The 21,409-nt window shown below is 65.5% G+C and carries 16 protein-coding genes; 11 read left to right on the top strand and 5 right to left on the bottom strand.

What is annotated here, in order from left to right:
* Positions 1-254 precede the first annotated feature (254 nt).
* The 7 genes from BRAS3809_RS14075 (at position 255) to BRAS3809_RS14105 (ending at position 8,597) form a co-directional block, all read left to right on the top strand.
* Positions 255-3,500: a bifunctional cytochrome P450/NADPH--P450 reductase gene (locus BRAS3809_RS14075; protein ID WP_008962771.1), complete on the top strand. Its 3,246-nt coding sequence runs from the start codon at positions 255-257 to the stop codon at positions 3,498-3,500.
* 66 nt (positions 3,501-3,566) lie between these two features.
* Positions 3,567-3,950 carry a poly(R)-hydroxyalkanoic acid synthase subunit PhaE gene (locus BRAS3809_RS14080; protein ID WP_008962772.1) on the top strand — a complete coding sequence of 128 codons (384 nt, stop codon included), beginning with the start codon at positions 3,567-3,569 and terminating at the stop codon, positions 3,948-3,950.
* Entirely contained in the window at positions 3,947-5,032 is a 1,086-nt protein-coding gene (locus BRAS3809_RS14085; RefSeq protein ID WP_008962773.1) for a PHA/PHB synthase family protein, read from the top strand. The genes BRAS3809_RS14080 and BRAS3809_RS14085 overlap by 4 nt, the downstream gene beginning before the upstream one ends.
* Positions 5,029-5,622: a GNAT family N-acetyltransferase gene (locus tag BRAS3809_RS14090; protein ID WP_008962774.1), complete on the top strand. Its 594-nt coding sequence runs from the start codon at positions 5,029-5,031 to the stop codon at positions 5,620-5,622. Before BRAS3809_RS14085 ends, BRAS3809_RS14090 begins: the two co-directional genes overlap by 4 nt.
* Before the next feature lie 192 nt (positions 5,623-5,814).
* Positions 5,815-6,291 (top strand): phasin, encoded by a 477-nt coding sequence (locus tag BRAS3809_RS14095; RefSeq protein WP_008962775.1) that lies wholly within the window; start codon positions 5,815-5,817, stop codon positions 6,289-6,291.
* Positions 6,292-6,371: 80 nt separating this feature from the next.
* Positions 6,372-7,655, top strand: a complete 1,284-nt coding sequence (locus tag BRAS3809_RS14100; protein ID WP_008962776.1) for a DUF445 domain-containing protein — start codon at positions 6,372-6,374, stop codon at positions 7,653-7,655.
* 171 nt (positions 7,656-7,826) lie between these two features.
* Entirely contained in the window at positions 7,827-8,597 is a 771-nt protein-coding gene (locus BRAS3809_RS14105) for an esterase/lipase family protein (RefSeq protein ID WP_008962777.1), read from the top strand.
* Between the two features lie 200 nt (positions 8,598-8,797).
* Here the strand turns inward: BRAS3809_RS14105 and BRAS3809_RS14110 are convergent, their stop codons facing one another.
* Both BRAS3809_RS14110 and BRAS3809_RS14115 read right to left on the bottom strand, forming a co-directional pair.
* Positions 8,798-9,775: a zinc-binding dehydrogenase gene (locus tag BRAS3809_RS14110; RefSeq protein WP_008962778.1), complete on the bottom strand. Its 978-nt coding sequence runs from the start codon at positions 9,773-9,775 to the stop codon at positions 8,798-8,800.
* A 115-nt stretch (positions 9,776-9,890) separates the two neighbouring features.
* Positions 9,891-11,600 (bottom strand): long-chain-fatty-acid--CoA ligase, encoded by a 1,710-nt coding sequence (locus BRAS3809_RS14115; protein WP_035656288.1) that lies wholly within the window; start codon positions 11,598-11,600, stop codon positions 9,891-9,893.
* A gap of 752 nt (positions 11,601-12,352) precedes the next feature.
* Here BRAS3809_RS14115 and BRAS3809_RS14120 point away from each other — a divergent pair.
* Complete coding sequence (locus BRAS3809_RS14120) at positions 12,353-14,581, top strand: O-linked N-acetylglucosamine transferase, SPINDLY family protein (RefSeq protein ID WP_008962780.1); 2,229 nt, start codon at positions 12,353-12,355, stop codon at positions 14,579-14,581.
* Positions 14,582-15,178: 597 nt separating this feature from the next.
* Here BRAS3809_RS14120 and BRAS3809_RS14130 read toward each other — a convergent pair.
* Positions 15,179-16,474, bottom strand: a complete 1,296-nt coding sequence (locus tag BRAS3809_RS14130; protein WP_240535675.1) for a sulfotransferase family protein — start codon at positions 16,472-16,474, stop codon at positions 15,179-15,181.
* Between the two features lie 207 nt (positions 16,475-16,681).
* On the opposite strand from BRAS3809_RS14130, the gene BRAS3809_RS36590 reads away from it, so the two are divergent.
* The gene (locus BRAS3809_RS36590; RefSeq protein ID WP_170323284.1) at positions 16,682-16,840 is read left to right on the top strand and encodes a hypothetical protein; all 159 of its coding nucleotides are present in this window, start codon (positions 16,682-16,684) and stop codon (positions 16,838-16,840) included.
* A gap of 158 nt (positions 16,841-16,998) precedes the next feature.
* Complete coding sequence (locus BRAS3809_RS14135) at positions 16,999-17,448, top strand: NUDIX hydrolase (RefSeq protein WP_008962782.1); 450 nt, start codon at positions 16,999-17,001, stop codon at positions 17,446-17,448.
* 14 nt (positions 17,449-17,462) lie between these two features.
* Here the strand turns inward: BRAS3809_RS14135 and hpaD are convergent, their stop codons facing one another.
* Both hpaD and BRAS3809_RS14145 read right to left on the bottom strand, forming a co-directional pair.
* Positions 17,463-18,380, bottom strand: a complete 918-nt coding sequence (gene hpaD, locus BRAS3809_RS14140) for a 3,4-dihydroxyphenylacetate 2,3-dioxygenase (protein ID WP_008962783.1) — start codon at positions 18,378-18,380, stop codon at positions 17,463-17,465.
* A 169-nt stretch (positions 18,381-18,549) separates the two neighbouring features.
* Positions 18,550-19,071 carry an Hsp20/alpha crystallin family protein gene (locus BRAS3809_RS14145; protein ID WP_008962784.1) on the bottom strand — a complete coding sequence of 174 codons (522 nt, stop codon included), beginning with the start codon at positions 19,069-19,071 and terminating at the stop codon, positions 18,550-18,552.
* Between the two features lie 470 nt (positions 19,072-19,541).
* Here BRAS3809_RS14145 and BRAS3809_RS14150 point away from each other — a divergent pair, with 470 nt between their 5' ends.
* The gene (locus BRAS3809_RS14150; protein ID WP_035656291.1) at positions 19,542-21,299 is read left to right on the top strand and encodes an ATP-binding protein; all 1,758 of its coding nucleotides are present in this window, start codon (positions 19,542-19,544) and stop codon (positions 21,297-21,299) included.
* The last annotated feature ends 110 nt before the right edge of the window (positions 21,300-21,409 follow it).

Raw genomic sequence — 21,409 nt, forward strand, 5'->3', positions numbered from 1 at the left:
AAGAGGTTTCGGCCAAGCTGATCGAATGGCGGCGACGCCGGTTCGGATGAGGTCGAAGGTGTATCGCGGCGACATCCGCTGCGATCGATGCGCGTCACTGCGAGGCAGCCGGAAGGGCGGAGCCCCGCATCCAACCCCGGGGGTACATCGGGGACAATCTGAGAGAGCAGGCCAGCAACAGAAGCCTGTGCTGAGGAATTCCGAGTTCGCGCGGCGCGCTTGGAATGACACGAGGTGAGGGACCGAAAGCGACAATGCCGTCCAGCAACAGACTGAGCCCGATTCCGCAGCCGCCGGCCAGGCCCGTGGTCGGCAACATGCTTTCGCTCGATGCGAACGCTCCGGTGCAGCATCTGACCCGGCTCGCGAAGGAGTACGGGCCGATCTTCTGGCTCGACATGATGGGTTCGCCGATCGTGATCGCCTCCGGCTATGATCTCGTCGACGAACTCTCCGACGAGAAGCGTTTCGACAAGGTGGTCCGCGGCGCGCTGCGACGGGTGCGCGCCATCGGCGGCGACGGCCTGTTCACGGCCGACACCAGGGAGCCGAACTGGACCAAGGCGCACAACATCCTTCTGCAGCCGTTCGGCAACCGCGCGATGCAGTCCTATCACGCGAGCATGGTCGACATCGCCGAGCAGCTCGTCAAGAAATGGGAGCGCCTCAACGCCGACGAGGAGATCGACGTCGTCCACGACATGACGGCCCTGACGCTCGACACCATCGGCCTGTGCGGCTTCGACTACCGCTTCAACTCGTTCTACCGGCGCGACTACCATCCGTTTGTGGAAGGTTTGGTCCGCTCGCTCGAGACCATCATGATGACGCGCGGCCTGCCGCTGGAGCATCTCTGGATGGGCCGGCGGCGAACCGTCCTCGCCGAGGACGTCGCGTTCATGAACAAGATGGTCGACGAGATCGTCGCCGAGCGCCGCAAGAGCGCGGAATCCGGCGCGGCGTCCGCGGACGACAAGAAGGACATGCTCAACGCGATGATGAGCGGCGTCGACCGCGCGACCGGCGAGCAGCTCGATGACGTCAACATCCGGTACCAGATCAACACGTTCCTGATCGCGGGCCACGAGACCACCAGCGGCCTGTTGTCCTACACGATCTATGCCCTGCTGAAACATCCCGAGATCCTGAAGAAGGCCTATGACGAGGTCGATCGCGTCTTCGGCCCCGATGTCGATGCCAAGCCGACCTACCAGCAGGTCACGCAGCTCACCTACATCACCCAGATCCTGAAGGAGTCGCTGCGGCTGTGGCCGCCTGCCCCGGCCTACGGCATCGCGCCGCTGCAGGACGAGACCATCGGCGGCAAGTACAAGCTGAAGAAGAACACGTTCGTCACCATCCTCGTCACCGCGCTGCATCGCGATCCCAAGGTCTGGGGACCCAACCCCGATGCCTTCGATCCCGAGAATTTCAGCCCGGAGGCGGAGGCCAAGCGTCCGGTCAATGCGTGGAAGCCGTTCGGCAACGGCCAGCGCGCCTGCATCGGCCGCGGCTTCGCCATGCACGAGGCGGCGCTGGCGCTCGGCATGATCCTGCAGCGCTTCAAGCTGATCGACCATCAGCGCTACCAGCTGCATCTCAAGGAGACGCTGACGATGAAGCCGGAGGGCTTCAAGATCAAGGTGCGACCGCGCAACGACCGTGATCGCAGCGCCCCTCCTTCAAGCCGCCCGGGGACCGCCGCGCAAGGCCCGTCGGTGCAGAGCGCGCGTACGCGGCCGGGGCACAACACGCCGCTCCTGGTGCTCTATGGCTCCAACCTCGGCACCGCCGAGGACATGGCGACACGCGTGGCCGACCTCGCCGAGGTCAACGGCTTCTCGACGCGGCTTGCCCCGCTCGACGACTTCGCCGGGCAGCTGCCGAAAGATGGCGGCGTGCTGATCTTCTGCGCCTCCTACAACGGCGCGCCGCCCGACAATGCCGGAAAGTTCGTGAGCTGGCTGCACGGCGAGCTGGCGCCGGATGCGTTCAAGGGGCTGCGCTACGCCGTGTTCGGCTGCGGCAACCGCGACTGGGCCGCGACCTATCAGTCGGTGCCGCGCTTCATCGACGACGCGCTGGCGGCGCACGGGGCCAAGCGCGTCCATGAACGCGGCGAAGGCGACGCGCGCAGCGACCTCGACGGCCAGTTCGAGACCTGGTTCGCGGCGCTGGGCGCCGCGGCCGTCAAGGAGTTCGGCCTCGACAGCGGCTTCAGCCGCAGCGCGGAGGATGCGCCGCTCTATTCCGTGGAGCCGCTGGCGCCGACGGCGGCAGGCGCGGTGGCGGCGCTCGGCGGCGCCGCGCCGATGACGATCCTGGTCAACCGCGAACTCCAGAACAAGTCGGGCGCCCATCCGTCGGAGCGTTCGACGCGGCACATCGAGGTGCAGTTGCCGGCGGGTGCCAGCTATCGCGTCGGCGACCATCTCAGCGTGGTGCCGCGCAACGATCCCGAACTGGTCGACCGGGTGGCGCGCCGCTTCGGCTTTTCGCCGGCCGACCAGATCCGCCTGCGGGTCGCCGAGGGCCGTCGCGCGCAGCTGCCGGTCGGAGAAGCGGTCTCGGTCGGTCGGCTGCTGACCGATTTCGTCGAGTTGCAGCAGGTCGCGACACGCAAGCAGATCCAGATCATGTCGGAGCATACGCGTTGCCCGGTGACCCGGCCGAAGCTCGCCGCCTATCTCGGCGACGATGCCGACTCCGGCGAACGCTATCGCGCCGAGATCCTCGCCAAACGCAAATCGGTGTACGATCTGCTGGAGGATTTCCCCGCCTGCGAGCTGCCGTTCCATTCCTATCTCGAAATGCTCACCTTGCTGGCGCCGCGCTACTACTCGATCTCGTCCTCGCCGTCCGGCGATCCGGCGCGCTGCAGCGTCACGGTCGGCGTGGTCGCGGGACCGGCGTTGTCGGGCCGCGGCCTCTACAAGGGCGTCTGCTCCAACTATCTCGCCTCGCGCCGCGAGGGCGAGAGCGTGTTTGCCACGGTGCGCGAAACCAAGGCCGGCTTCCATCTGCCGGAGGATTCGCGGCGGCCGATCATCATGATCGGACCGGGCACCGGGCTCGCGCCCTTCCGCGGCTTTCTGCAGGAGCGCGCCGCGCAAAAGGCGGCCGGGAGGTCGCTGGGTCCCGCGATGCTGTTCTTCGGCTGCCGCCATCCCGAGCAGGACTATCTCTACGCCGACGAGCTCAAGGCCTTCGCCGACAGCGGCATCTGCGAGCTGTTCACCGCCTTCTCGCGTGGCGATGGACCGAAGACCTATGTGCAGCACCTGCTCGCCGCCCAGAGGGCACGAGTTTGGGAGTTGCTCGAGCAAAGCGCGGTCATCTTCGTCTGCGGCGACGGCTCGAAGATGGAACCGGACGTCAAGGCGACGCTGATGCAGATCCATCGCGACTGCACCGGATCCGATGCAGAGGCGGCAGCGAACTGGATCGCCGACCTCGGCGCGACGAACCGCTACGTACTCGACGTCTGGGCCGGGGGCTGACGCGGCCACCGGGCCTGTCGGTGCGGCAGGCCGCGAGCAGGCAGAGGCTATTTTGCGGAGGAAGTGATGGCCGACAAAGGCAACGATCCCTGGGCCATGTGGCAGACGATGCTCGGCGAGATGGAGAAGAGCTTCAACACCTTCGCGGGCAAGACCATGTCCTCGCCCGAATTCAGCAAGGCCATGAACCAGGCCGGCGGGGCTTCGGCGGGCGCCCAGAAGCAGATGTCGGAGATGATGGAAAAATATCTCGGCGGACTGAACATGCCGAGCCGGGCTCAGATGGTCGACATGGCGGCGCGCCTGCAGTCGATCGAGGCGCAGCTCGCCGAGATCAAGTCGCTGCTGATGATGCAGTCGGGCGCGGCGGCCGGCGCCCCAGGCGCGGCCCAGCCGCCGTCGCCACGTCCGCCACGCACGAAGCAGCCGCCCAGAGAGCAGCAGAAATGAACGCCTCCGCCCCCTTCGACCAGCTGGCCTCGATTCCGGAGCGCATCCAGGCCGAGGTGCAGCGCGCGATCCAGCGCAGCATCAAGGGCGTGGAGTATCTCACGACCTCGGGCCCATCGCTGGGCTCGACGCCCAAGGATGTCCTGAGCGTGCGCGGGACGATGAGTCTCTATCACTATCGCCCGCTGGCCGACGAGATCTACCGGGTGCCGATCCTGATCGTGATGGCGACCACCAATCGCGGCTACATCCTCGACATGGTGCCGGGCCAGAGCTTCATCGAGTTTCTGCTCAAGCGCGGCTATGACGTCTACATGCTGGACTGGACCGCGCCGAAGCCCGAGGAGAAGGGCTTGCGGATGGAGGACTATGTCCTCGACTTCATTCCCTATTGCGTCCGCCGCGTGCAGGAGGATTCCGGCGAGCCTGATGTGACGGTCATCGGCTATTGCTTCGGCGGCGTGCTGTCGCTGCTCTATGCCTCGATCTTCCACGACGGGCCGATGAAGAATCTGATCTGCTTCACCACGCCGATCGACTTCCGCGAGATGACGCTGTTCCAGAATTTCTCGGATCGCCGTTACTTCGACGTCGATCATCTGGTCGATTCCATCGGCAACGTGCCTCCGGAGATGATCTTCTCCTCGTTCGAGATGCTGCGGCCGGCCTCCCGCGCGATCAGCCAGGTGCAATTGTGGGAGAACATCTGGAACGACGACTACGTCAAGTCCTACCGCATGTTCGACCGCTGGGCGACCGACACCCTGCCCCTTGCCGGCGAGTATTTCCGCGCGATCACCAAGGACCTGATGTGGGACAACAAGCTCTACAACGGCACGATGTCGGTCGGCGGGCATCGCTGCGATCTCGCCGAGATCAAGGTGCCGGTCCTGCACGCGGTGGCCGAGCACGACCATATCGTGCCGTATGATGCGGCACGGCATCTCATTCCCAAGGTCGGGTCGACCGACAAGGAAGAGGTGATCCTGAAGGGCGGCCACGTCTCCCTCGTCGCCGGCGCCAATGCGATCCGGCGGCTGTGGCCCAAACTGGACTCCTGGCTGGGTGGACGATCCACATGAGCGAAGCGCGATCCTATCCCCGTATCGTCGCGACGGATGTCGGCGACATCGAATTTCGCCTGATGTCGCGCGCCGACGAGGCCGCGGTGCTCGCTTTCGCCCGGGCGCTGCCGAGCCATGACCTTTTGTTCCTGCCGCGCAACATCAGCGAGCCCAAGGTGCTGTCGGCCTGGATCGCAGAGATCGAGCGCGGGCAGATCACGAGCCTGCTCGCGATCAAGGGGGGCGAGGTGGTCGGCTGCAGCGCCGTGGTTCGCGATCCGCATTCCTGGTCGCCCCATGTCGGCGAGATCCGGATGGTGGTGTCGCCCGGTGTCCGAGGACAGGGAGTTGGACGTGCCCTGTCGCAGGAGACCTTCGCTCTTGCCCTCGCGGCCGGCCTGGAGAAGCTCACGGTTCAGATGACGGTGGACCAGCGCGGCGCGATCGCGCTGTTCGAGAGCCTCGGCTTTCGTGCCGAGGGGCTCTTGCGCGACCAGGTTCGCGATGTCGACGGCAAGACGCACGACATCGTCGTCTTCGGGCATGACGTCGCCCGGGTTCGGGCCCAGTTGGAAGCCTATGGCGTTCCAGGAGCGGTGGGGGACTGACCCTGCGGCGACGGCAGCTTTGCCTTTTCGTTGCCCACCCCCAATGACCGCCGTCGCCCGAACTCACGAATTCGTGATATCGCACTGCAGCATCGATATTGCACTGCACCATATGCTGTGGCATGAAGACTGTGCCCCGGGCCAATACGGACGGGGTGAGCCCCATAGCTCTGAAGAGGATGGAGAGACGCCATGACCACCGAGACCAGCAATCTGCGTGACAGTGTCAAGGAAGCCTTCGCTCCCGTGACCGACGCATTCAAGAGCCTCCAGAACCTGGAGGTCCCCCAGGCCGCCCGCGAGTTCGTCAAGAAGTCCGCCAGCACCGCCAAGGAACGCGCCGCCGAGGCCTATGCCGGCTCCGAGAAGGTGACGGCTGCGATCGAGACGGCGGTGTCCGACTCCGTCAGCGAGATGGCCAAGGTCAGCCGCAACATCCAGCAGGCGCTGTACCAGGACGCCGAGGCCCTGTTCGCCGGCATCGACAAGCTGGCGTCCGCCAAATCGTTCGGCGAAGCGGTGCAGATCCAGTCCGATCTGGCGCGCGCGCACGGCGAAGTGCTCGTCAATCGCGCGAAGTCGACCACCGAGTACCTCGGCAAGCTGGTCGCCAATGGTGCGAAGGCCGCGCAGGACAACGTCTCGAAGGTCTATCGCAAGACCGCCTGATCGGTCCTGACCATCACGCGTCCAAGGCTCGCATTCTGCGGGCCTTCTTTTTTACGGCACGGCCGCATAGTTCTGGGTTGATGAAGACCGGCTCTCTCTCACTCGACACCCCCGGCGACGCCGCCCGCGCCGCCGAGCTTCGGCGTGTCAAGATGCAAGCGACGCTGGTGCTGGTCGGCGCGCTGGCGCTGTTTGCGGTGTCGAAGTCTCTGGTCGGTACGCATCCGGCGTTCGGCTTCGTCGCCGCCTTTGCCGAGGCCGCAACGATCGGCGGCCTCGCCGACTGGTACGCGGTGGTGGCGCTGTTTCGCCATCCCCTGGGATTGCCGATCCCGCACACCGCGATCATCCAGAGCAATCAGCACCGCATCGCCGACAAGCTCGGCGAGTTCATCGAAGTGCATTTCCTCGAGCAGGCCCCCGTCGAGGCGAAGTTGCGCGAGATCGATTTCGGCTCCTTCATCGCCGACTGGCTGCGCGATCGCAAACGCAGCGACGATCTGGCGCGCTTCACCCTGCGCCTGCTGCCCGAGGCGGTCCAGGCGACGGAAACATCGGGGCTGAAGACCTTCATCATCCGTCGCCTGAACAGCCAGTTGCAGGCGATCGATCTGGCGCCGCTCGCCGCCGGCACCTTGCGCGCCTTCGTCGAGGCGCGACGGCATCAAGTGCTGTTCGACGACGTCCTGCGCATCATCGGCGAGACGCTGGCCCAGCCCGAGACCGTGGCGATGATCCGCGCCAAGATCCGGGCCGAACTACCAACTCTGCTGCGGCTCTATCGCGCCGACAAGTTCCTGATGGACAAGATCATGGCGTCCGCCAGCGCCTTCTTCGACGAGGTTCGCGGCGACCCCAATCATCCGTTCCGCGGCGAGTTCGATCGCATGGTGCTGTCCTTCGTGGAGCGGCTCGGCACCGACCCCGCCTATGCCGGGCGCATCGACGCGCTGAAGCGCGACCTCCTGGCGCGGCCTGAGCTCAGCGAACTCGCCGAGAGCGTCTGGTCCAACACCCGCTCCTTCATCGAGCGCAGCGCGAACGGCGAGACTCCCGTGCTGCGGCATCATCTCGCCGGGATGTTCGTGAGCGCGGGCGAGGCGCTGGCCGGCGATGCCGAGCTGCGCGGTGAGATCAATCGCGGACTGGTCACCGTGCTCAAGAGCTTCATCTCCGATCAGAAGCGCGGCGTATCGACCTTCATCTCCGACCAGGTGAAGTCGTGGAATATGGACCAGCTGATTTCGGTGATCGAGCTGAACGTCGGCAAGGACCTGCAATACATCCGCTTCAACGGTTCAATGATCGGCGGCCTGGCCGGACTTGCGCTTTATACCGCCGAATTCGTGCTGCGCTTGTTGTGACTCTTTCACTACAGAGGCCTGCGATCCCGATCCGCCCTATTGTGTGGCCGGGCAATCGGAGCTTGAATAAGCGAGTCGGCCTTCCTAGCTGATTATTAGATTTTGCTGCATTGCGGAACAATCGTGCCGGCTGGCGCATTTTTCGGGCACTGCATGAGAGAGGGAAAAGGCATGTCCGCATCCGCCCACGCGTCCGGTCCTCCGTCGAAGCTCCTGATGCTGTTGGAAGGACGTGCCCTGCATGAGTTGGGCGCATTCGCTGCGGCCCTGCCGATGCTCAGCATGACGCCGCGCGGCGACGGTCATCCCGTGCTGGTACTGCCGGGCCTCGTTGCCTCGGACGTTTCCACCCGGCCGCTGCGGAGCTTCCTCAAGAGCAAGGGCTACGCCGTGAGCGGCTGGCGGCAGGGCCGAAATCTCGGCCTGCGCCCGGGCGTCCAGCAATCGATGGTCGACCTCGTGGAGGAGATGAACGACAGCCACGGCCGCAAGATCTCGCTCGTCGGCTGGAGCCTCGGCGGACTCTATGCCCGTCAGCTCGCCAAGATGATGCCGGACCGCGTGCGCAGCGTGATCACGCTCGGCAGTCCGTTTGCGGGTTCGCCGAAATCCACCAACGCCTGGCGCGTCTACGAGATGGCCAGCGGACGTCGCGCCGACGAGGAGGAGCAGAACTTCGGCGGAGCCTTGTCGGAGCCGCCGCCGGTGCCGACGACGGCGATCTTCAGCCGGACGGATGGCATCTGTGCCTGGCAGGGCTGCAAGGAGAAAACCTCGAGCTTCTCGGAAAGCATCGAGGTCGAAAGCAGCCATTGCGGAATGGGCCATCATCCGGCGGCGGTCTACGCGGTCGCAGACCGTTTGGCTCAGCCGGAAGGGCAATGGCAGCCATTCGACCGCTCCGGCTGGCGCAGCTTCGTCTTCCCCGATCCGCACCGGTAGCACGCGGCCCGCATTGTCCGCTGGATCTGGACCGGGCCGCGGCCGAGGGTTCGTCGCCTCCAGGGTGAGATCCCTGGAAGCTACGATCTGATTTGCCTCGGCGCGACCTGCCAGATCGTTATCGACGTTCAACCGCTTCGACGTTCAGCCACGATCGCGCTGCCCCGCCCGCTTCAGGCAAACGCGCGCGACGGTCGACGCTACGGCTTCAGCAATACTTTGCCGGCCTTGCCCGGTGTCAGCGAAGCCTTCACGGCATCGGCGACACGCTCGAGTCCGAAGATCCCTTCGGTCGGCAGCTTCAGTTCGCCACTCGCGACGAGCTTCAGCAACTCGCCGAGCAGACGGCTCTTGGTGGTCGCCGGCATTGCAGCGCTGACCTTCGCGCCCCAGAATCCCTTTACGACGGCCTGCTTGAAGATCAGCTCGCCCGACGAAAGCTCCATGGGCTCGCCTGCGGCGGTGCCGAACGAGACCAGCAGCCCGTCCTCGCCGAGCAGGCCCAAGAGCTCGCCGCTCGCCTTGCCGCCGATCGAATCCACCGCCGCGCGGATGGGCGCGCCGCCGGTGATGGCACGGACCTGTTTCTGCCAGCCCGAAGTCGCGGTCGAGACGCTGTTGCCGATCCCGAGCGCACTCAGCTCGCCGACCCCCGCGTCGCGACGGACGAGATTGACGACATGCACGCCGCGGGCGGCCGCCAGCATGGCGAGCGTCTTGCCCACCGCGCCATTGGCGGTGTTCTGGATCACCCAGTCACCGCTCTTCACCTCCAGGAATTCCAGCAGCGAGATGGCGCTGAACGGCATGGCAATCAGTTGCGCCGCCGCCTCGTCGGAAATCACGTCGGGCACCGGGACGAGTCCGGCCGCGGGGGCGACGAAGTACTCGGCCCAGGTGCCTTGGACCGAAGCGACCGCGACGCGCTGCCCGATCGTCACGCCGGTGACGCCGTCGCCGACGGCGTCGATCGTGCCGACCGCTTCCGAGCCGCCGATAGCGGGCAGCTTCGGCTTGTAGCCATAGCTGCCGCGCACCGTCCACAGATCATGATTGTGAATGGGCGACAGGATCGTCTTGATGCGGACCTCGTTGGAGCGCGGTTGTGGAACGGGGCTGTCCCCGGCGACGAGGACGTCCGCGGGTTCGCCGAACGATTCGTGGATGGCACTGCGCATGAAAAGATCCCTGAGGTTACGTTCGATCTAACAACGACTCGTCGAGCTCTGGCCGAAGCGAGCAAGAGCCATCGCCCGTGCAGCCGCAGCCCAGGTCGGCTCAGGCCGGGTTGGCTCAGGCCGGGTTGGCGCGCTTGCGCTGCTCCTCGTCATACAGCTCCTTTTTCGACAGCTTGCCGACGGCGGTCTTTGGCAACTCGGGACGGATTTCGAGCGCCTGCACCATCTCGTGCTTGCCGAGCTTGTCTTTGAGGAAGCTCTGCAGCTCGCCGAGTGACGGTGCTGCCGCTCCAGCCTTCAGCTTGATGAAGGCCTTGGGGGATTGGCCGCGATACGCGTCGTGAACGCCGATCACCGCGACCTCCTCGACGGAGGGATGCTTGTAGATCGCCTCCTCCAGCACCCGGGGATAGACGTTATAGCCGCTGCACAGCAGCATGTCCTTGGTCCGATCGACGATGAAGATGAAGCCATCGTCGTCCATGTAGCCGACGTCGCAGGTGCGCATGAAGCCATCGGCGGTGAACACGTCGGCGGTCGCCTGGGGGTTGTTCCAGTAGCCCTTCATGACGTTGGCGCCTTTGATGCAGATCTCGCCGCGCTGGCCGAGCGGGACGTACTGCGTGGGGTCGTCGACACTGAGGAACCTGATCGTGATGCCTGGCGAGGGCATGCCGCAGGAGCCCGCCTTGCGCATCGCACCCGGCTGAGCCGGCGTGAAGGTGCCGCTCGGGGAGGTCTCGGTCATGCCCCAGCCCTCGGTCAGCTGACATCCCGTGATCGCCGCAAATTGCTGCGCGACCTCGAGCGGCAGCGGCGCTCCTCCCGAGCCGCAATATTTGAGCGAACGCAGGCTGTGATTTGGCGTCTCCGGATGGTTGATCAATGCGGTGAACATCGTCGGCACGCCGCAGAACACGCTCACCTGCTTCTGCGCGATTTCGGCCAGCGCCGCCTGCGGATCGAACCGGACATGCTGGACGATTTCCGCGCCGTACAGGATGGCGAACAGCACGTTCACGGTTAGCGCATAGATGTGGAAGGGCGGCAGCACCGCCAGCAACCGCTCCTGCCCTTCGACGAGCACGGGCGGATGTCCGTGCGTGGTCTCTCGGTATTGCTGGCATGCGGCCGACAGATTGCCATGTGTCAGCATCGCGCCCTTGGGCAGGCCGGTCGTGCCGCCCGTATACTGCAGCACGGCGATCGTCTCGCGCGGATCGGCGATCGGATGGCTTTCGAATGAGCCGTCATTGTCGAGGAGATCGGCGAAGCTGAGATGGTTCTCATCCCAGCTGACGTCGCTCACCTGCTTGCTAGCCTTCATCTGGGCGGCGATCGCATCCGGCGCCGTGGTCATCTCGGCAAGGCTCCCGACGACGAGCTTCCGGAGCCTCGTCTTGCCGAGCATCCCGGCCATTTGCGGATAGAGCGTGACGTGGTCGAGCGTGATCAGGACGTCGGTCCTGCTGTCCTCGATCTTGTGCTCCAGCACCTTCGCCGCATCGAGCGGCGAGTAGTTGACGACCGTGCCGCCGGCCTTGAGCACCCCGAAGAACGAGATGATGTAGTGCGGCGTATTGTGCAGAAACAGGCCGACATGCACGCCGGGCTTCACCCCAAGCTGTTGCAGCCCGCGCGCCGCCCGGTTCACATGATCGCCGAGCTCGCGATAGCTCAAGCGCTTGCCCATGAAATCGACCGCGGGACGATCCGGCCATCTCGCGATGGTGTCGTCGAGAATCTGCTGCACCGTCATGGGAACGATCGCGGTGTCCCAGTGGACGCCTGCGGGATAGGACTTGATCCAGGGCATATCGTTCATGGCCATCGTCTCCTGAGATTGAGAGGCCACCGCTGCGAGGACGCGGGGGTCATCTCTCTCGACTGCTGCGCTGCGGATCTGGATAGAGCAGCCCACGCTGGGCCGCTGCGATCGAACGGCCGCCATGCGCCTTCAGGCCATGCAAGCCGGTCAGCCACAGCGTCGCGCACGAGCGGCTCGTGCCCAGGCCCGCAGTGACTGCTTTCGATCTCAATCGTCTCAGGGGTCGCGACGGCGAAGAAGGGCTGCAACTCGCGGATGCCGCGCATGTGCGCCGGCAACAGCCGCGATGGCGGCATTACAGGCTCGCTCGCCCGTCCCATCCCAACGTCCTTCCCCATCGGGCGCGCTTGGCGCCGTTCGCATCAAGTCTTTCGCTTGATCCAAATCGGAGCGCTGCGGGTCGATCCCCCCATGCACCCTGATCTGGGCATCGAGGCTATCGGGAAGCCGATGCCTCGGAAAGGTGCAAATGAACCGGGCGGCCGGTGAATTTTGGACATGCTCCTGACGCGTGAGGGCGACGAAGCGCGCAGCACCGCCCGATACCGCCGCGCAGGTCGCCAATGCTGGCGCGGCTCAGGGGGTAGAGTGCGCGCGGCGCGCTGGGTGGTCCGGGACTGGATGCACCGCGGCCACGACGTCCCCCTTCGTCCGATGCCCGGGACCCTTCATTAACCTCTGCTCATTGCGAATCGGCGAGAACGGAACAACCATTCCGGGCAATGGACCGCTCTTGTGGAGGACGGCACGTGCAAAGCAGCGTCGGCTCGCGGGCCTTTCAGAACGCACGGCAGCAGAAGCGGGCCAAGAAGCAGGCAGACGTGCTGCTGCCGGCCGCGGTGAAAGCCTATCGCGAGGGCCGGCATCAAGAGGCCCAGGCCTTGTGCCAGCAGATCCTGCAGGACCTGCCGCAGCATTTCGCGGCCCTGCATCTGCTCGGGGTCTCCGAACGCGATTGCGGCCGTTGCGACCAGGCCATGCTGCTGCTCACGCGGGCCGTCGAGGTCGAGCCGCGCTCGGCCGAGGCCCAGTGCAATCTCGGCCTGGCACTGTCGCGGCTCGGCCGCCATGAGGAGGCTCGCGCCCGCTTCGAACGGGCCATCGCGCTGCAGCCGAACTTCCCGACCGCGCTCACTCATCTCGGCAACGCCTTGATGAGCCTCTTCCGTTTCGATGAGGCGATCTCGGCGCATGACCGCGCCATTGCTCTGAAGCCCGACTATGCCGAGGCCTACGCCAATCGCGGCATGGCCCTGATGTTCACAAGCCGCAACGACGAGGCCGGCCAGAACTTCGACCGCGCGCTGTCCTTGCAGCCGCGGCTGCTGACGGCCCTGTTCGGCAAGGGCGTGGCCAGCATGAATCTGAGGGATTTCGACACTGCGCTTGCGGCGCTGAATACGGCGCTGGCGATCAATCCGCAGGCGGCCGCAGTGCTCGCCCAACGCGGGCGGTTGTATCAGGAGCTAGGCAAGTTCGACGAGGCGGAGGTCGATTTTGACGCGGCGCTCGCCCTCGAACCGCTGATGGAAGCGGCCCTTTGCGGCAAGGCCGCGGTGACGCTCGCCAAAGGAAACATCGCGCTCGCGATCTCCGTCATCAACAAGGTGCTGGCACAGAACCCGAAGTCGGAAATCGCCTGGACCCTGCTCGGCGTCTGCGCTGCCGCCCAGGGCGATACCGCAACGGCGATCGAACATTATGATCGGGCGCTGGCGATCAGACCGAACCATGAGGACGCGATCACCAAGAAGATCTTCGCGCTGGATTTCCTGCCTGACACCGGAGTGGAGCGTCTCCAGGCCGTTCGGAGGGACTGGTGGGAGGCGATCGGATCCCGATTGGAACGTCGCTCGCTCGGTGTGCGGAATATCGACCCCGACCGGCGGCTGGTCGTGGGCTACGTCTCGTCCGATTTCCGCGACCATTCGGCGGCGTTTGCGTTCCTCCCCATTCTGCGCCACCACGACCGCGCCAGGTTCGACATTCTTGCGTATTCCTGCTCGCCGACGAAGGACGCCAAGACCGACCTCTGCCGTTCGCTGGTGGATCGCTTTGTCGACGCCTCGCTGTGGAGCGACGACAAGCTTGCCGATCAGATCCAGGCCGACAAGGTGGACATCCTCGTCGACCTTTCAGGACATTCCGCTGGCCACCGGCTTACGATGTTTGCGCGTAAGCCAGCCCCGGTCCAAGTCTCGGCCGTCGGCAGCGTCACCGGAACGGGGCTGGCCGTCATGGACTATCTGCTGGCCGATCCGGTGACGATTCCCCCCGCGGTCCGGCATCTGTTCGCCGAAAAGATCTACGACCTGCCGTCGCTCATCACGATCGAGCCGCCGCCCCCGATCGCGCCATCGTCGCTACCGATGCTTCGCAACGGCCACGTCACGTTCGGCGCGTTCAACCGCATCGACAAATTGTCCGAGCCTTGCGTCGCGCTCTGGTCGCGGCTGATGGCGGCGACGCCCGGCTCGATCATCGTCGTCAAGAACCACTCGATGGGCGATTCCCTGCTGCGCGACAGGTTGATTGCCCGCTTCGTCGCTCACGGCATTGCCGCGGACCGCGTGATCTGTGCGGGAAAGACGTCGCGCGAGCAGCACCTGGCGATGTTCGCCGAGATCGACATCTCGCTCGATCCGTTTCCGCAAAACGGCGGCATCTCGACCTGGGAGTCGCTGCAGATGGGGGTGCCCGTCGTGACCAAGCTCGGCAGCGGCCCGGCCGCCCGCGCCGGCGGCGCGATCGTCAAGGCGGTCGGCCTCGACGCGTGGGTCGCCGAAGACGACGAAGGCTATCTCGCGAACGCGCTGAACTTCTGTTCACGCCCCGCGGAGCTCGCCGCGCTCCGCGCCCAGCTGCCGGCCATGGTCGCGCATTCAGCCGCTGGAAACAACGCGCTCTACACGCAGCATGTCGAGACGGCGTACCGGACCTTCTGGCAGGACTATTGTCGGCACGCGCCGATCCGCTAGCGGTCGGCGTTGCCGTTCGCAGGAAGCCCGGATGAGAGGCGCGGGCAGCCCGCGTCGGACACCGCGACCACCGGCTTTCGCGAGCGCGTGCCCTGGTCTATGCCGCGACAGGCCGCGGATGTCAGGTTGGGTAGAGCCTACGTGTTGTCTGCTACACTCCAGCGGACACGTAGTCCAACATGCTGTAACCGACAGCAACTCATCTAACGACAAATTCGCCACATCAACCCGTTTCCTTGCGGGACCTGCCGCGAGTCGCTGGCGGCCGCCGGCCGAGGTGCAACTCCGAAGGCGTTGGAATTTAGCGAGGATTGTCGGTGCTGCGTCGGCTGGCTTGGCTCGGGATGTATGGCCTGCTTGTCTTGGGGGTGGTCGGCCTCATCGGGCTGGCGGCGAGCCGAGAGGACGAGCAGCCGCCGTGCGGCCGAGGATCGATCGCTGCCGCGATGACGGGATGCCGACCGGCCGCACGCGCCTTGTCCGCAGAGGACGTGATGACGTTCCAGCGACCCGGCTCACCGCCGCCGCCCGCGATCGCCTCCAATCAGGACGCTCTGCCACTCCCTGCTTCGAAATAGCGCCTGTGGCGCCGCCAGATCAGCGGCCGCACAGCTTCGCGCCCGTCCGCCGTTCGACCCACGTCAGGTAGCCGTCTGAGCGGGCCATGACCTGCGCAGCCGATAGTCCGAACTGCTCGAGCGTATAGACGTGCTTGAACCGGCTTCTGGAGCTCTCCGCCTCCAGCCGCCGCAGCAGCCGGCTCTCGAACTCCGGTGCGAGATCGTCGCCGAACGTCGCATAGATCCGGCGGATGGTCGCCAGCGGATCATGAATGAGATCGTCGAAGACGACGTCGACGAACCGCATCGGGCTCACCGCATCGTCGGCCCGCATCATTCTCTCCGTGGACTGCTCGAACAGCTCCAGCGTCCGTCGGCCGAGATCATGGGCACCGATGCATGGCGTGAAGAAGATCTGCAGTTGCGCGATCAGGCTCGCGAGCGCCGGAATGACCTGGCAGGGGTCGCGGTGCAGCCGGACGATCCGTGCATTGGGGAAGCTGTTGGCCAGCACCGGGAGAAAGTGGGCGTGAGCCAGCGACTTGCTGAGCCAATGGCCGCCGCGATGAAACAGCTGCAGGTGCTGAACCTGACGCTTGTAGCCGGCACAGAGCACGTCGAGCTGCGACGGACCGAGATTGCGGAACCACTGCCAATAATCCGGCGACCGGAGGCCGAGGATCATGTGCTGCGGACCGTGCCACATCATCAGCTGGCACTCCTCCGGAGCCTCGACGTCGTACTCGTGGATCTTGTGAAGATCCGGCAGGACTGCGGAACGAAACTCGGATTGCGCGCGCAGCCGGCCGATGCGCGGATCGCTCTCATACGTCTCCGATCGCGGCGGTGGCGACGGCTCCTGCAACTCCCAGAGCCGCGGCGCGCGGGCCTGGGAATCCAGCGCCAGCAGATGATGCAGGAACGTGCTGCCGGTGCGGCCGAAGCCGATGAGGAACAGTGGCCTTGCGACCGGAACGTCGACGATCGCCGGCTGCTCGGCCAGATCCTGCGCGAGCTGAATGTACCGCTCGATCCAGCCATAGATGTAGTAGCCGGCCAAGTAACGGCCGAGATCGTCATAGCCGGGGTCGCGCGCGATCGACCCGGCGAGGCAGCGGATGCCCTCGACGTGCAGCGCGTCGTCGGCGCCGAACGACGCCGCACCGAGGCGGCCCTGCGCGAGGCCGAGCAGTTGATCGACGTCCAGCACCCTTCTCGCGCAGAATTCGCGATCCTGCGACAGCATCCTGGTCAGCAGTTGCGCCGCCTTGGGCGAGCGCTGCCGGGGCGCAACGACGATGGAGTCGTCCGCATCGGCTGGCTCGCGACGCATGGAGAGGCTTCCTCGGTTTCGGCTGATGCGCGGATGCTAGCGAACGCGGCGGTCGGCGACAACGTCGCGCCCCGTCCGTTCCCCAGCTTGCTCCGCCCGCCTCCGGGCGTGAGCAACATCACGACATTAATCCGCCATTCACCACGATCGCCGCCCGGCCGGAACGATGCAATTTGCTTCAACTTGTCCGGATGAGGGAGACGGGACATGACCACGCTGACGGATCTCGAAGACCAGATTGAACGCGCCGAACGGCTCGAGCGGAGCATCACGGACTCCGTGACGATCGAGCGCCTGCGACAGTTCGCGGCGGAGTGCCGGCGCCAGCGCGAGCAGCTGTCGCAGCAGCGGCGCCGCGCGGCCTGAAAGGCGACGCAGGGAACCACGCGCAGCCTGGCGAGCAGCCGAGCAATCTTGCGCATGATCCATGCGAGCCGTCCTGACCGGGCCCGAATGGGTCGACGCCGCCGCGCCGAAGTTCGACCGCACTTGACGCGCTGCTCCGAATGGAGAGTGATGACCGGATGCGCGCCCGTCCATCCTCCCGCCTGCTGGTCGTCGATCCCGCCGACAGGCTCCTGCTGTTCAAGTTCGTTCACATCGCCGGAGAGCTGCAGGGTCAGCAGTTCTGGGCGACGCCCGGCGGCGGGCTCGATCCGGGCGAGAGCTACGAGGCGGCCGCGTGCCGGGAGATGTTCGAAGAGACGGGCATCCGCATCGCGCATCCCGGGCCGCAGGTCGCGCAGAGATCAGTGACCTTCACGATGGTCGATGGCGAACAGGTCAGCTCGGACGAGCGCTTTTTTCTCGTCAGGGTCGACAGCGCCGCAATTTCCTGCAGCCATTGGACCGATCTTGAGCGGACCTGCATCGCCGCGCAACGCTGGTGGCCGCAGGCCGAGCTCGCCGCCACCACAGACCAGGTCTATCCCGAGGACATCACCGCCTTGCTGCAGCGTGTGGGCGTCTGGTGAGACGCTGCGCTCCGCTACAGCCGCCCGCCCGCCAGCGCAGCGGCGCGCGGCCGGCCGATGTCGTCGAGCGCGACCGGCATCGGCGTCACCGGGAATACCGCGTTGATCTGGCCCGTGCCGGAGGATGGGAAGAACGGCGTGACCACTTCGACGCCGCCGTCGTAATGGTTCCAACCGAGCGCGCCGAGCAGCATCGCGGTGTCGTGCATGAAGCCCTCGCCATGACCCTTGCTGGCGTATTCCGGCAGCATGTCGCAGAAGTCGGGCCACTCGCCCTGCTCCCACATCTGGATCACCTCGTGGTCGAGCCGCTCTAGGAACGGGCTGAACATCTTGTCGCGATATTCGTCGGCGGTGCCGTTCTGCGCAAAGCGGTGGCTCAGCGAGCCCGAGGCGAAGAATGCAACCGTGCCGTCGTAATGGTCCTCGACGGCGCGGCGGAACGCCCAGCCGAGCTTGGCGCTGTCGGCCAGATAATGCGAGGTGCACAGCGCCGAGACCGACACCACCTTGAAGTGGCGGTCGGCGTTCATGTAGCGCATCGGCACCAGCGTGCCGTACTCCAGCGCCAGCGAGGTGGCGTCATGGGCCATCGTGGCAATCCCATGGGTATTGGCGCCCTTGGCCAGGATGTGGCCGAGCTCCGGATTGCCGTCGTATTCGTAGGTCATGTTGGCGATGAAATGCGGCAGCTCATTCGAGGTGTAGAGCCCCTGGAAGTGCGGCGCGCAGTTGATGTGGTAGCCGGCATTGACCAGCCAATGGGTGTCGAACACGACGATGGTGTCGACCCCGGCCTCGCGGCAGCGCCGGCCGATCTCGATGTGGCCGTCGATCGCCGACTGCCGCTTGCCCTTGGCCGGACCGTCGAGCTCGCTGAGATACATCGACGGCACATGCGTGATCTTGGCCGCCAGTGCGAGCTTGCCCATCGCCTCGTCTCCCTTCCCGTCGGACCGCGTCACGGACCGGTTTGCTTGTGATGCAGATTAGCCGGCCACGCCGGCGAAAAAAAGGGCCGCGACAGCGGCCCTTTGCGGCATCGAAGGCGGCCCTGTCCCATGATCATGGGACAGGAATCGCGATGCAACGGTCGAACGATCACGCCGCCTTGATGTCGATGGTCTTGGCGGCCTTCTGCACCTCGGCCTTCTTCGGCAGGGTCACCTTCAGCACGCCCTGCTTGAACACCGCCTCGATCTTGTCGGTGTCGACGCCGTCCGGGATCTGGAAGGAGCGCTCGAACGCGCCGAAGCTGCGCTCGCGGACGTAATAGTCCTTCTTCTTCTCCTCCTTGTCTTCCTGCTTCTCGCCCTTGATCGACAGCACTCCGCTCGCGACCTTCACCTCGACGTTCTTCTCGTCGAGGCCGGGCAGTTCCGCGGTGAGCTCATAGGCCTTGTCATGCTCGGCGACGTCGACCGCCGGCGCCACCGCGAACGATCTCGCGCGTGCAAGACCCGGCAGCTGGTCGAACAGCGACGGCGTCCGCCAGAGTCCGCCGTGGAAGTCCTCGAACACGCGATCGATCTCACGGCGCAAATTGTCGAATGGCCGCCATCCCTGCATGGATGGCGCATTGGCCTTCTCGGTGTTGACGGGCAGCTTGGTGGGTTCAGCCATGACTTCATCCTCCTTGCTTCACGCGAGGATCGGCTCTTCGACAGAGCCGTCGCGCTCGGCGGAATCGGCCGACGTCCGCTCCCTCGCGCTTACGGCACAAATGTAGCGACCCGGCGCACGTTCCAGATTGATCGCGATCAAATCCCCGCGCGGTCGCCCGGCGCGAGAGAATCGGCGGCCCGAAGACCCTCCGTTCGGCGCGTCGGCCGCGCCGGCGCGGCCGGCCGAACAAGCCCATCGAATGGTAAACCGAACGTAAACCCTCGCGGTTGCTGCAACGGTTTAGCACAGGGTACAGAAAGCCTTATCACGCAATGCGTTAGGTGGTTTTGAGAAAGCCCGTCCGCAACCTCGCGGGTCGGGCTCTGAGCGCACCGGCGGGCGGCCTGGCGGCCACAAATGTCACCCGCTTAACAAATTCTCCAGTCCCTCGGGCGAAGGTGTCGGCTCAACAATTCACCACAGGTTTCATGACCGTGACATCCTTCGGACGTGTGATCTCGGTTCGAGGCTCTCAGGCCCGCGTCGGCATTCTACTGCAGGCGAAGCAGATGAGCGTGTCCGAGCTCCGCGCGACAGTGGGCCGCTTCATCAGCATCCGCTGCCCCGGCGCCACGATCATTGCGATCATCACCGAGGTCACCAGCGAAGACCTGTCGCATGCGGACGAATTTGTCGCGACGGCGTCGGTCGACCTGCTCGGCGAGATCCTGGGCCCGGCCGAGAAGCCCAAGTTCCAGCGCGGCGTCACCCACTACCCGACCATCGGCGACGCCGTCGACATGATCACCAGCCAGGAGCTGCGCACGATCTACACGCCGACCGCCGGCGACCACATCGACATCGGCGCGCTGCAGCAGGATCCCTCGGTGCGCGCCTGCGTCAATGTCGAGGAGATGCTGTCGAAGCATTTCGCGGTGCTCGGCTCGACCGGCGTCGGTAAGTCCACCGGCGTGTCGCTGCTGCTCAACGAGATCCTCAAGGCGCGCCCGAACCTGCGCATCTTCCTGCTCGACGTGCACAACGAATATGGCCGCTGCTTCGGCGAGAAGGCGCTGGTGCTGAACCCGCGCAATCTGAAGCTGCCGTTCTGGCTGTTCAATTTCGAGGAGATCGTCGACGTCCTGTTCGGCGGCCGTCCGGGCGTGCCGGAGGAGCTCGACATCCTCGCCGAGGTGATCCCGCTGGCGAAGGGCATCTACACCCAGTACCAGAACTCCGATCGCATCGGCCTCAAGCGCATCGACCCGAAGACGATCGGCTACACCGTCGATACGCCCGTTCCCTATCGCCTCGTCGACCTGATCAACCTGATCGACGAGCGCATGGGCAAGCTCGAGAACCGTTCCTCGCGCATCATCTATCACAAGCTGATCTCGCGCATCGAGACCGTGCGCAACGATCCGCGCTACGCCTTCATGTTCGACAACGCCAATGTCGGCGGCGACACCATGGCGGAGGTGATCAGCCATCTGTTCCGCCTGCCCGCCAACGGCCGGCCGATGACGGTGATGCAACTCGCCGGCTTCCCGGCCGAGGTGGTCGACTCCGTCGTCTCCGTGGTCTGCCGCATGGCGTTCGATTTCGGCCTGTGGAGCGACGGCGTCTCGCCGCTGCTGTTCGTCTGCGAGGAGGCGCACCGCTACGCCTCCGCCGACCGCTCGATCGGCTTCGGCCCGACCCGCAAGGCGATCTCGCGCATCGCCAAGGAAGGCCGCAAATACGGCGTCTATCTCGGCCTCGTCACGCAGCGGCCGGCCGAGCTCGACGCCACCATCATCTCCCAGTGCAACACGCTGTTCACGATGCGCCTCGCCAACGAGCGTGACCAGTCGCTGCTGCGCTCGGCGGTCTCCGATGCCGCCGCCAACCTGCTCTCCTTCGTCCCCTCGCTCGGCACCCGCGAGGTGCTGGCGTTCGGCGAAGGCGTCGCGCTGCCGACCCGGCTGCGCTTCAAAGAGGTGCCGCTGCATCAGCTGCCGCGCAGCGAGGCGACGATCGCCACCGTGCGCTCGGTCAATGCCGGCCACGACATGCATTTCGTCAGCGCCGTGCTGGAGCGCTGGCGCGGCGCGACCTCGAGCCGGGAGGCCTCGAACGGCGACGGCAGCGCCAGCCTCGGCGACCGCGGCGGCGGGCTCGCGACCGCGCTCGACGCTCCCATGCTGCAGCCGTCCCTGGGTCTCGACCCCGATCGCTTCTCCCTGCTGAAGAAGCCACTGCGTTAGGCCGAGGGGCCGCCCTCAACCGCCGGGCGGCCGGACCGGCCGACTGGCCATGGCAGGCCCCCAATCACGAAGACGTTTGCCGAGATAGATTGTATCCTATCAATTTTGAT

It is taken from the genome of Bradyrhizobium sp. STM 3809 (assembly GCF_000239795.1).
Taxonomy (GTDB): Bacteria; Pseudomonadota; Alphaproteobacteria; order Rhizobiales; family Xanthobacteraceae; genus Bradyrhizobium.